The sequence below is a fragment of the Pseudomonas sp. 3-2 genome (assembly GCF_019710535.1).
GTDB classification, from domain to species: Bacteria; Pseudomonadota; Gammaproteobacteria; order Pseudomonadales; family Pseudomonadaceae; genus Aquipseudomonas; species Aquipseudomonas pharyngis.
The window spans coordinates 4,995,779-5,008,047 of record NZ_CP081200.1; the positions used below are offsets into that span (position 1 = coordinate 4,995,779).

Sequence of the window (12,269 nt, forward strand, 5' to 3'; positions counted from 1 at the left end):
CCAACGTTTTCTCTCTGGAGGATCACTGAAATGACCACGGAAAAAGTCAAGTACGGCGTCCATTCCGAAGCCGGCAAACTGCGCAAAGTCATGGTTTGCTCCCCAGGTCTGGCCCATCAGCGGCTGACCCCGAACAACTGCGATGAACTGCTGTTCGACGACGTGCTGTGGGTCGCCCAGGCCAAGCGCGACCACTTCGACTTCGTGACCAAGATGCGTGAGCGCGGGATCGACGTGCTGGAAATGCACAACCTGCTGACCGACATCGTCGCCATCCCTGAAGCGCTGGACTGGATCCTCGAACGCAAGGTCACCGCCGATTCGGTGGGCCTGGGCCTGATCAACGAAGTCAAATCCTGGCTGAAAAGCCTGGAGCCGCGACACATCGCCGAATTCCTGATTGGCGGTGTGTCCGCCGATGACCTGCCGGACAGCTTCGGTGGCAAGACCATCCAGATGTTCCGCGACTTCCTCGGCCACTCCAGTTTCATTCTGCCGCCGCTGCCGAACACTCAGTTCACCCGCGACACCACCTGCTGGATCTACGGTGGCGTGACGCTGAACCCGATGTACTGGCCGGCGCGTCGTCAGGAAACCCTGCTGACCACCGCCATCTACAAATTCCATCCGCAATTCACCAACGCCGATTTCGAAATCTGGTACGGCGATCCGGACAAGGATCACGGCAGCTCGACCCTCGAAGGCGGCGACGTGATGCCGATCGGCAACGGCGTGGTGCTGATCGGTATGGGCGAGCGCTCGTCGCGTCAGGCCATCGGCCAACTGGCGCTGAACCTGTTCAAGAACAAAGCCGTGGAAAAAGTCATCGTTGCCGGCCTGCCGAAGTCCCGCGCCGCGATGCACCTGGATACCGTGTTCAGCTTCTGCGACCGCGACCTCGTCACGATCTTCCCGGAAGTGGTCAACCAGATCGTCGCCTTCACCCTGCGCCCTGACGAAAGCAAACAGGGCGGCATCGACATCCGTCGCGAAGAAGGCACGTTCCTCGACGTCGTGGCCAAAGCCCTCAACCTGCCGAAACTGCGCGTCGTCGAAACCGGCGGCAACAGCTTCGCCGCCGAACGCGAGCAATGGGACGACGGCAACAACGTGGTGGCCGTGGAGCCGGGCGTGGTCATCGGCTACGACCGCAACACCTACACCAACACCCTGCTGCGCAAGGCGGGCGTGGAGGTCATCACCATCAGCGCCGGCGAACTCGGTCGTGGCCGCGGCGGCGGCCACTGCATGACTTGCCCGATCATCCGCGACCCTATCGATTACTAAACGACCATCTCCCCGGCCGCACCTATCCCGTAGTGGCCGGGCCGATTACCGAATCCAAGGAGAATCATCATGGCGTTCAACATTCACAACCGTAACCTGCTCAGCCTGGAACACCACACCCCACGCGAGCTGCGTTACCTGCTAGACCTGTCCCGCGACCTCAAGCGCGCCAAGTACACCGGCACCGAGCAGCAACACCTGAAGGGCAACAACATCGCCCTGATCTTCGAAAAAACCTCGACCCGCACCCGCTGCGCGTTCGAAGTCGCCGCTTATGACCAGGGCGCCAACGTCACCTACATCGACCCGAACTCCTCGCAAATCGGCCACAAGGAAAGCATGAAGGACACCGCCCGCGTGCTGGGTCGCATGTACGACGCCATCGAGTACCGTGGCTTCAAGCAGGAAATCGTCGAAGAGCTGGCCAAGTTCGCCGGCGTGCCGGTGTTCAACGGCCTGACCGATGAATATCACCCGACCCAGATGATCGCCGACGTGCTGACCATGCGTGAGCACGCCGACAAGCCGATCCACGAGATCAGCTACGCCTACCTGGGCGACGCGCGCAACAACATGGGCAATTCGCTGCTGCTGGTGGGCTCCAAACTCGGTATGGACGTGCGCATCTGCGCGCCGAAAGCCCTGTGGCCGCACGACGACCTGGTGGATCGCTGCAAAAAATACGCAGAGGAAAGCGGCGCCCGCATCACCCTGACCGAAGACCCGAAAGCCGCGGTCAAGGGCGTGGACTTCATCCACACCGACGTCTGGGTATCGATGGGCGAGCCGGTGGAAGCCTGGGCCGAGCGTATCCAGCAACTGCTGCCGTATCAGGTCAACGCCGAGCTGATGAAAGCCACCGGCAACCCGCGCACCAAGTTCATGCACTGCCTGCCGGCGTTTCACAACAGCGATACCAAGGTCGGCAAACAGATCGCCGAACAGTATCCGCACCTGAAAAACGGCATCGAAGTGACCGACGACGTGTTCGAGTCGCCAGCCTGCATCGCCTTCGAGCAAGCGGAAAACCGCATGCACACCATCAAGGCGATTCTGGTGTCGACTTTGGCTGATCTGTAACCCACTGAGGGAACCGCCTCCCCATGTGGGAGCGGGCTTGCTCGCGAAAGCGGAGTGTCATTCAACAGTGATGTCTACTGATCTGACGCCTTCGCGAGCAAGCCCGCTCCCACAAGGGATCCTGGTTTCAACATGGACACGAGTCGTTTGCCATTCCTCTGTACAAGAAGGACATGCACCATGCGTATCGTCGTAGCCCTGGGCGGTAACGCCCTGCTCCGCCGTGGTGAGCCGATGACCGCTGACAACCAGCGCGCCAACATCCGCATCGCCACCGAGCAAATCGCCAAGATCCATCCCGGCAATCAACTGGTCATCGCCCACGGCAATGGTCCGCAAGTCGGCCTGCTGTCGTTGCAGGCAGCGGCCTACACCTCCGTCACCCCTTACCCGCTGGACGTGCTCGGTGCCGAAACCGAAGGCATGATCGGCTACATCATCGAACAGGAACTGGGCAACCTGCTGGACTTCGAAGTCCCGTTCGCGACCCTGCTCACCCAGGTCGAAGTCGATGCCAACGACCCGGCCTTCAAGAACCCGACCAAACCGATCGGCCCGGTCTACGAGAAGGCCGAAGCAGAAAAACTCGCCGCTGAAAAAGGCTGGGCCATCGCCCCGGACGGCGACAAGTTCCGCCGCGTGGTGGCCAGCCCACGGCCCAAACGCATCTTCGAAATCCGCCCGATCAAGTGGCTGCTGGACAAGGGCAGCATCGTGATCTGCGCCGGCGGTGGCGGGATTCCGACCATGTACGACGAGAACCGCAATCTCAAAGGCATCGAAGCGGTGATCGACAAGGACCTGTGCTCGGCACTGCTGGCCGAACAGCTGGAGGCGGATTTGCTGGTGATCGCCACGGACGTCAACGCCGCGTATATCGACTTCAAGAAACCCACCGAGAAAGCCATCGCCCAGGCTCACCCGGACGAACTCGAACGCCTGGGCTTCGCCGCCGGCTCCATGGGGCCGAAGGTGCAGGCAGCCTGTGAATTCGCGCGCCATACTGGCAAGGTCGCGGTGATCGGTTCGCTCTCGGACATCGAAGCCATCGTCCAGGGCACCGCCGGTACGCGGGTCAGCACGGCAGCGCCGGGCATCACCTACCGATAAAAAGAAACTCCGGGGGCAGACCTCAGGTCTGCCCTTCTCCCATGCCTTGAAAGGAGAAAACCATGGCCCAGTTCGAACCCGGTCATTTGCATATCGAGCGGCACGCGTTGACTGACGACGACGTCAATTACAACGTGCACCTCGACTATGAAGTGTTCACCGACCCTCAGAAAGGCAAAGGGATACAGTTCACCCTGCATGGCAGCATGCAGGGCAAAGAGGTCAACGAACCGTTCTTTCTGCCCAAGGAGGAAGCCTACAACTTCGCTCGCAACGTGACGCAGATTGCCGAAAAGTACGGCATTCCCAAGAGCCACAGCCAGATCGGCTCGGTGCACAAGCATTACGACCTGATGTTTGAGGACATCCGCAAGCAGCTGAATATGCAGTCCGGGGATCCGGTCAATCCCGAGCATTTCGAGTAACCCCAAAAGCCCCCTCACCCTAACCCTCTCCCGGAGGGAGAGGGGACTGACCGAGTTGCTCGCTCAAGGTACACCGACCTGAATTAGCGAGCCGAACTCAAGTTTTGAAAAGCCCCCAATCTGCTCCCTTTCCCCCTCGCCCCTCTGGGGAGAGGGCTGGGGTGAGGGGTGGATTTCAAGTACGACGCCGATCTCAAGATTTCACCCCAGTCCCCCATCAAGGCATACTTGCCCCCCTCCGCACTCCAGAACCCAGAACCGCCCCATGCGTATCCACGTCAGCTTCATCGACCGCGTCGGCATCACCCAGGAAGTCCTGGCTATCCTCGGCGGGCGCAATCTCAATCTGGATGCGGTGGAGATGATCCCGCCCAACGTCTACATCGACGCCCCGACCCTGAGCCCGCAAGTGCTCGAAGAACTCAAAGATGCGCTGTTTCGCGTGCGTGGTGTAGAAGCAGTGACCGTGGTCGACATCCTGCCCGGCCAACGTCGGCACTTGCAGCTCGACGCGTTGCTCGCGGCGATGACCGACCCGGTGCTGGCGCTGGACAGCGCCGGCAAGGTGCTGCTGGCCAACCCGGCGCTGATCGCCCTGTACGGTCGCGAGCCGGCGGGCGAAAGCGTTTCGGAACTGTTCAACGATCCGGGTCTGCTCGAAACCCTGCTCGAACAAGGCTTCCGCCTGCCGCTGCGGGAAATCACCGTCAATGGCCAGACCCTGTTGCTCGACGCCACGCCAATCACCGACGCCGGCGCCCTGCTCACGCTGTATCAACCCAACCGCATCGGCGAACAACTGTCGGCGCTGCATCACGACCATGCCGAAGGTTTCGATGCGCTGCTCGGTGAATCGCCGCCAATCCGCACCCTCAAGGCCCGCGCCCAACGGGTAGCGGCCCTCGATGCGCCGCTGTTGATCCAGGGTGAAACCGGCACCGGCAAGGAACTGGTGGCCCGCGCCTGTCACGCCATCAGCGCCCGACACAACGCGCCCTTCCTCGCACTGAACTGCGCGGCCCTGCCGGAGAACCTCGCCGAGAGCGAACTGTTCGGCTACGCCCCCGGCGCCTTCACCGGCGCACAACGCGGCGGCAAACCGGGGCTGATGGAGCTGGCCAACCAGGGCACGGTGTTCCTCGACGAGATAGGCGAGATGTCACCGTACTTGCAGGCCAAACTGCTGCGTTTTCTCAATGACGGCAGCTTCCGTCGGGTCGGCGGCGATCGTGAGGTAAAGGTCAACGTGCGGATTCTCAGCGCGACCCACCGCGACCTGGAGAAAATGGTCAGCGAAGGCCTGTTCCGCGAAGACCTGTTCTACCGCCTCAACGTGCTCAACGTCGAAGTGCCGCCACTGCGCGAACGCGGTCAGGACATTCTGTTGCTGGCGCGCTATTTCATGCAGCAGGCCTGCGCGCAGATCCAGCGCCCGGTCTGCCGCCTCGCCCCGGGCACTTACCCGGCGCTGCTCGGCAACCGCTGGCCGGGCAACGTGCGGCAATTGCAGAACGTGATCTTCCGCGCCGCCGCGATCTGCGAAAGCAGCCTGGTGGACATCGGCGACCTCGACATCGCCGGCACCTCGGTAGCACGCCAGACCGACACCGACGTCGACAGCCTCGAAGAAGCCGTTGAAGCCTTCGAGAAATCGCTGCTGGAAAAGCTCTACGTCAGCTACCCCTCGACCCGCCAACTGGCCAGCCGCCTGCAGACCTCGCACACCGCAATCGCGCATCGGCTGCGCAAGTACGGCATCCCCAACAAACCCTGAACCGGACTCGGTCAAAAATGTGGGAGCGGGCTTGCTCGCGAATGCGGTGTGTCATTCAACATTGATGTCGACTGATCTAACGCCTTCGCGAGCAAGCCCGCTCCCACAGCGGGTCATGTGGTGAATTAAAAATCCGTTCAAAAGCGACCTCCATCTGTACTGAAAGCGCTACACCGGAACGATATCGATACACACTCCTCCGATCACCGCTGTGCAAGGCTTTGATCCGCTTCAGCTTTTTTCTTCGCCCCAAGCTGTAGCGATTTCGCTACACACCTTCCCCTCAAAGCCTAGCAAATAAATATCAACTAATTGATTTATAACGATATTTTTACGTTGGCCGCGTTCTTGCTAAGCAACCGTTCATAAAATCAGGGCATTGCCGCCCGAGTATTCCACCGCGTCCACCAGACGAGTCTGGCCCCTAGGAGATTCCATGAGCGAGTTGCGTTTTACTGAAGATCACGAATGGCTGCGCGCCGAAGCCGATGGTTCTGTCACCGTTGGCATCACCGCTTTCGCGCAGAACGCCCTGGGCGACGTGGTGTTCGTGCAACTGCCTGAATTGCAGGCGTACGACAAAGGCGCCGAAGCCGCCACCGTGGAATCGGTAAAAGCCGCCAGCGGCGTTTACATGCCGCTGGACGGTGAAGTCCTGGCCACCAACCCGGCCCTGGAAGACAGCCCTGAGCTGGTCAACGAAGATCCGCTGGGCGAAGGCTGGTTCTTCCGCTTCAAGCCGGCCGACGCTTCGGCCGTCGCCAAGCTGCTGGATCAGGACGCCTACGACCGTCTGATCAAAGCCCAAGCCGAAGCCTGAGGAACCTGACATGACCCAAGTAAATCTCGGCACCGCCAACGAATTCATCGCCCGTCACATCGGCCCGCGCGCCGGTGACGAGCAAGCCATGCTCAACAGCCTCGGCTTCGACTCGCTCGAAGCCCTGAGCGCCAGCGTCATCCCGGAAAGCATCAAGGGCACCAGCGTGCTCGGCCTCGACGACGGCCTGAGCGAAGCCGATGCCCTGGCAATGATCAAAGGCATCGCCGGCAAGAACCAACTGTTCAAGACCTACATCGGCCAGGGTTACTACAACTGCCACACGCCATCGCCGATCCTGCGCAACCTGCTGGAAAACCCGGCCTGGTACACCGCCTACACCCCGTACCAGCCGGAAATCTCTCAGGGCCGTCTCGAAGCGCTGCTGAATTTCCAGACCCTGATCAGCGACCTTACCGGCCTGCCGATCGCCAACGCCTCCCTGCTCGACGAAGCCACCGCCGCTGCCGAAGCCATGACCTTCTGCAAACGCCTGAGCAAGAACAAGGGCAGCCACCAGTTCTTCGCCTCGATCCACAGCCACCCGCAAACCCTCGACGTGCTGCGCACCCGTGCCGAGCCACTGGGCATCGACGTGGTCGTGGGCGATGAGCGTGAGCTGACCGACGTGACGCCGTTCTTCGGCGCACTGCTGCAATACCCGGCCAGCAACGGTGATGTGTTCGACTACCGCGAACTGACCGAACGCTTCCACGCTGCCAACGCCCTGGTGGCCGTAGCCGCTGACCTGCTGGCCCTGACACTGCTGACCCCGCCGGGCGAATTCGGCGCCGACGTGGCCATCGGCAGCGCGCAACGCTTCGGTGTGCCGCTGGGCTTCGGTGGCCCACACGCGGCTTACTTCTCCACCAAAGATGCGTTCAAGCGCGACATGCCCGGCCGTCTGGTCGGTGTCTCGGTTGACCGCTTCGGCAAACCGGCCCTGCGTCTGGCGATGCAGACCCGCGAGCAACACATCCGCCGCGAGAAAGCCACGTCGAACATCTGCACCGCACAAGTGCTGCTGGCCAACATCGCCAGCATGTACGCCGTCTACCACGGCCCGAAAGGCCTGACCCGGATCGCCAACCGTGTGCATCACCTGACCGCGATTCTGGCCAAGGGCCTGAGCGCACTGGGCGTGACCGTCGAGCAAACCAGCTTCTTCGACACCCTGACCCTGGCCACCGGCGCACAAACCGCCGCGCTGCATGACAAGGCTCGCGCTCAACAGATCAACCTGCGTGTGATCGATGCCCAGCGTCTGGGCCTGTCGGTCGACGAAACCACCACCCAGGCCGACATCGAAACCCTGTGGGGCCTGTTCGCCGACGGCAAGACCCTGCCGGATTTCGCTGCTCTGGCCGCTGCCGCGCAAAGCACCATTCCAGCCGCACTGGTGCGTCAGTCGCCGATCCTCAGCCACCCGGTGTTCAACCGCTATCACTCGGAAACCGAGCTGATGCGCTACCTGCGCAAACTGGCGGACAAGGACCTGGCACTGGATCGCACCATGATTCCGCTGGGCTCGTGCACCATGAAACTCAACGCCGCCAGCGAAATGATCCCGGTGACCTGGGCCGAATTCGGCGCCCTGCACCCGTTCGCCCCGGCCGAGCAAAGCGTCGGTTACCAGCAACTGACCGACGAACTGGAAGCGATGCTCTGCGCCGCCACCGGTTACGACTCGATCTCGCTGCAACCGAATGCTGGTTCCCAGGGTGAGTACGCAGGTCTGCTGGCGATTCGCGCCTATCACCAGAGCCGTGGCGAAGACCGTCGCGACATCTGCCTGATCCCGTCGTCCGCCCACGGCACCAACCCGGCGACCGCCAACATGGCCGGCATGCGTGTGGTCGTGACTGCGTGCGACGCCCGTGGCAACGTGGACATCGAAGACCTGCGCGTCAAGGCCATCGAGCACCGCGAACACCTCGCGGCGCTGATGATCACTTACCCGTCGACCCACGGCGTGTTCGAAGAAGGCATCCGCGAAATCTGCGGCATCATTCATGACAACGGCGGCCAGGTGTACATCGACGGCGCCAACATGAACGCGATGGTCGGCCTCTGTGCACCGGGCAAGTTCGGCGGCGACGTCTCGCACCTGAACCTGCACAAGACTTTCTGCATTCCGCATGGCGGTGGCGGTCCAGGCGTCGGCCCGATCGGCGTGAAATCGCACCTGACTCCGTTCCTGCCGGGCCACGGCCACATGGAGCGCAAGGAAGGCGCGGTCTGCGCAGCACCGTTCGGCAGCGCGAGCATTCTGCCGATCACCTGGATGTACATTCGCATGATGGGTGGCGCAGGCCTGAAGCGCGCTTCGCAGCTGGCGATCCTCAACGCCAACTACATTTCCCGTCGCCTGGAAGAGCACTACCCAGTGCTGTACACCGGCAGCAACGGTCTGGTGGCGCACGAGTGCATTCTGGATCTGCGCCCGCTGAAAGACAGCAGCGGCATCAGCGTCGATGACGTCGCCAAGCGCCTGATCGACTTCGGCTTCCACGCCCCGACCATGTCGTTCCCGGTGGCCGGCACGCTGATGATCGAGCCGACCGAAAGCGAATCCAAAGAAGAGCTGGACCGCTTCTGCGACGCCATGATCCGCATTCGCGAAGAAATCCGCGCGGTGGAAAACGGCACGCTGGACAAGGACGACAACCCGCTGAAGAACGCTCCGCACACCGCAGCGGAACTGGTGGGCGAGTGGACTCACCCGTACAGCCGCGAACAAGCGGTGTACCCGGTGGCGTCGTTGATCGAAGGCAAGTACTGGCCGCCGGTCGGTCGCGTCGACAACGTGTTCGGCGACCGCAACCTGGTCTGCGCCTGCCCGTCGATCGAAAGCTACGCTTAAACGAATAGGGGGGCAGGTTTACCTGCCCCGATTTCAGCATCACCACAGATCCCCCTGTGGGAGCGGGCTTGCTCGCGAATGCGGTGTGTCAGGCAACATTGATGGCGACTGATTCACCGCATTCGCGAGCAAGCCCGCTCCCACAAGGAAATGCATCAAGCCTGATATTCCGCCAATTCCTATAACAAGAAACCGGAGAACAACTCATGTCGTTAAGCGTGTTCGACCTGTTCAAGATTGGCATCGGCCCCTCCAGCTCCCACACCGTCGGCCCGATGCGCGCAGCTGCGCGCTTCGTCGAAGGCCTGCGCCGGGAAAACCTGTTGTCGGCCACCACCAGCGTCAGGGTCGAGTTGTACGGATCCCTCGGCGCCACCGGCAAGGGCCACGGCAGCGACAAGGCCGTGCTGCTGGGCCTGGAAGGTGAACACCCGGACACCGTGGATACCGAAACCGTCGCCGCCCGTCTCTCGGAGATTCGTGGCAACGGGCGTTTGAACCTGCTCGGTGAACACAGCATTGCGTTCAACGAGAAAGAACACCTGGCAATGATCCGCAAACCGTTGGCTTATCACCCCAACGGCATGATCTTCCGTGCCTTCGATGCGGCGGGATTGCAGATCCGCAGCCGCGAGTATTACTCGGTCGGCGGTGGTTTCGTGGTCGACGAAGATGCGGCTGGCGCCGACCGTATCGTCGAAGACGCCACCCCGCTGACCTTCCCGTTCAAGAGTGCCAAGGACTTGCTCGGTCACTGCGCCACCTATGGTCTGCCGATCAGCCAGGTGATGCTGACCAACGAAAGCGCCTGGCGCCCGGAAGCGGAAACCCGCGCCGGCCTGCTGAGAATCTGGCAAGTGATGCAGGACTGCGTGGCCGCCGGCTGTCGCAACGAAGGCATCCTGCCGGGAGGCCTGAAGGTCAAGCGGCGGGCGGCGGCGTTGCACCGGCAGCTGTGCAAGAACCCGGAATCGTCGCTGCGCGATCCGCTGTCGGTGCTGGACTGGGTCAACCTCTACGCGCTGGCCGTCAACGAAGAAAACGCCAACGGCGGGCGCGTGGTCACGGCACCGACCAATGGCGCAGCGGGGATCATTCCTGCGGTGCTGCATTACTACATGCGCTTTATTCCCGGCGCGAACGATGACGGCGTGGTGCGTTTTCTGCTGACTGCGGCGGCCATCGGCATCCTGTACAAGGAAAACGCCTCGATTTCCGGCGCCGAAGTCGGCTGTCAGGGCGAGGTCGGCGTGGCCTGTTCGATGGCAGCTGGTGCGTTGTGCGAAGTCCTCGGCGGCAGCGTTCAGCAAGTGGAAAACGCCGCTGAAATCGGCATGGAACACAACCTCGGCCTGACCTGCGATCCGATCGGCGGGCTGGTGCAAGTGCCGTGCATCGAGCGCAACGCCATGGGCTCGGTCAAGGCGATCAACGCCGTGCGCATGGCCATGCGCGGAGACGGGCAGCACTTCGTCTCCCTCGACAAGGTCATCCGCACCATGCGCCAGACCGGCGCCGACATGAAAAGCAAATACAAGGAGACCGCCCGTGGCGGTCTGGCGGTCAACATTATCGAGTGCTGATCGCGCCATAAACTCGCTCTCCCTTTAGGAGAGAACACAAAACTGGCCCCCTCTCCCTCCGGGAGAGGGTTGGTGTGAATCAAGGAGTCACGCATGTCCACCGAACAACTGTCGAAAACCCCGCTGCACGCTCTGCACCTCGAACTCGGCGCCCGCATGGTGCCGTTCGCCGGCTACGACATGCCGGTGCAATACCCGCTGGGCGTGATGAAGGAACACCAGCACACCCGTGAGCAGGCCGGGCTGTTCGATGTCTCGCACATGGGCCAGATCCGCCTGACCGGCGCCAATGCCGCCAAAGCCCTGGAAACCCTGGTGCCGGTGGACATCATCGACCTGCCGGTGGGCATGCAGCGCTACGCGATGTTCACCAACGAAACCGGCGGTATCCTCGATGACCTGATGGTCGCCAACCTCGGCAATGACGAGCTGTTCCTGGTGGTCAACGCCGCATGCAAGGACCAGGACCTGGCCCATCTGCAAAAACACATCGGCGATCAATGCAAGATTGAACAACTGTTCGAAGAACGCGCCCTGCTCGCCCTGCAAGGCCCGGCTGCCGTGACCGTGCTGGCACGCCTGGCGCCGGAAGTGGCGAAAATGACTTTCATGCAATTCACCCGCGTGAAGCTGCTGGGCGTTGACTGCTTTGTCAGCCGTTCGGGCTACACCGGTGAAGACGGTTTCGAAATCTCGGTTCCGGCAGCCGACGCGGAAAAACTCGCCCGCGCCCTGCTGGCCGAACCGGAAGTCGCCGCCATCGGCCTTGGCGCCCGTGACTCGCTGCGCCTGGAAGCCGGCCTGTGCCTGTACGGCCACGACATGAACACCGAGACCACGCCGATCGAAGCCAGCCTGCTGTGGGCAATCTCCAAACCTCGGCGTGCCGACGGTGCGCGTGCCGGTGGTTTCCCGGGTGCAGAACAGGTCTTCGCTCAGCAGCAGAACGGCGTTCAGCGCAAACGCGTCGGCCTGCTGCCGCAAGAGCGTACGCCGGTCCGTGAAGGTGCAGAGATCGTCAACGAAGCGGGCGAGATCATCGGCAGCGTGTGCAGCGGCGGGTTCGGCCCGACCCTGGGCGGCCCGTTGGCCATGGGTTACCTGGACAGCGCCTACGTCGCACTCGATACGCCCGTTTGGGCAATTGTTCGTGGGAAAAAGGTGCCATTGCTTGTAAGCAAAATGCCATTTGTTCCACAACGCTACTATCGTGGTTGATCGACTGTTTCTATAAGTAACGCGATTGCGTTATGCGTGCACTAATGTGTAACGCAATCGCCATAAAACAGTGCACTCCACTTACATGCGATTCGAATTTGAACTTGGC

The 12,269-nt window shown here is 61.8% G+C and carries 9 protein-coding genes and 1 pseudogene; 9 read left to right on the top strand and 1 reads right to left on the bottom strand.

The features are described 5' to 3' along the window. Nucleotides 1–30: 30 nt before the first annotated feature. The 5 genes from arcA (at nt 31) to K3819_RS22640 (ending at nt 5,676) form a co-directional block, all read left to right on the top strand. A complete protein-coding gene (gene arcA / locus K3819_RS22620; protein WP_064598972.1) occupies nt 31–1,287 on the top strand; it encodes an arginine deiminase in 1,257 nt (418 codons plus the stop codon). 69 nt (nt 1,288–1,356) lie between these two features. Continuing rightward, nucleotides 1,357–2,367 carry an ornithine carbamoyltransferase gene (locus tag K3819_RS22625; RefSeq protein ID WP_039766039.1) on the top strand — a complete coding sequence of 337 codons (1,011 nt, stop codon included), beginning with the start codon at nt 1,357–1,359 and terminating at the stop codon, nt 2,365–2,367. Between the two features lie 180 nt (nt 2,368–2,547). After that, nucleotides 2,548–3,477 (top strand): carbamate kinase, encoded by a 930-nt coding sequence (arcC, locus tag K3819_RS22630; RefSeq protein ID WP_127799554.1) that lies wholly within the window; start codon nt 2,548–2,550, stop codon nt 3,475–3,477. Nucleotides 3,478–3,539: 62 nt separating this feature from the next. Continuing rightward, nucleotides 3,540–3,902, top strand: a complete 363-nt coding sequence (locus tag K3819_RS22635; RefSeq protein WP_039766036.1) for a DUF5064 family protein — start codon at nt 3,540–3,542, stop codon at nt 3,900–3,902. 265 nt (nt 3,903–4,167) lie between these two features. After that, entirely contained in the window at nt 4,168–5,676 is a 1,509-nt protein-coding gene (locus tag K3819_RS22640) for a sigma-54-dependent transcriptional regulator (protein WP_064598978.1), read from the top strand. 20 nt (nt 5,677–5,696) lie between these two features. Here the strand turns inward: K3819_RS22640 and K3819_RS29790 are convergent. Next, a pseudogene (locus tag K3819_RS29790) lies at nt 5,697–5,783 on the bottom strand (metal ABC transporter ATP-binding protein); the annotation flags it as partial. A 329-nt stretch (nt 5,784–6,112) separates the two neighbouring features. Between K3819_RS29790 and gcvH the strand changes: the two are divergent. The 4 genes from gcvH (at nt 6,113) to gcvT (ending at nt 12,160) form a co-directional block, all read left to right on the top strand. Next, nucleotides 6,113–6,496 carry a glycine cleavage system protein GcvH gene (gcvH, locus tag K3819_RS22645; RefSeq protein WP_074688335.1) on the top strand — a complete coding sequence of 128 codons (384 nt, stop codon included), beginning with the start codon at nt 6,113–6,115 and terminating at the stop codon, nt 6,494–6,496. A 10-nt stretch (nt 6,497–6,506) separates the two neighbouring features. Beyond that, nucleotides 6,507–9,359 carry an aminomethyl-transferring glycine dehydrogenase gene (gcvP, locus tag K3819_RS22650; RefSeq protein ID WP_221397992.1) on the top strand — a complete coding sequence of 951 codons (2,853 nt, stop codon included), beginning with the start codon at nt 6,507–6,509 and terminating at the stop codon, nt 9,357–9,359. Between the two features lie 206 nt (nt 9,360–9,565). Then, nucleotides 9,566–10,942, top strand: coding sequence for an L-serine ammonia-lyase (locus K3819_RS22655; protein WP_221397993.1), 1,377 nt, complete (start codon nt 9,566–9,568; stop codon nt 10,940–10,942). Nucleotides 10,943–11,035: 93 nt separating this feature from the next. After that, nucleotides 11,036–12,160, top strand: coding sequence for a glycine cleavage system aminomethyltransferase GcvT (gene gcvT / locus K3819_RS22660; RefSeq protein ID WP_085610804.1), 1,125 nt, complete (start codon nt 11,036–11,038; stop codon nt 12,158–12,160). Nucleotides 12,161–12,269: the final 109 nt, after the last annotated feature.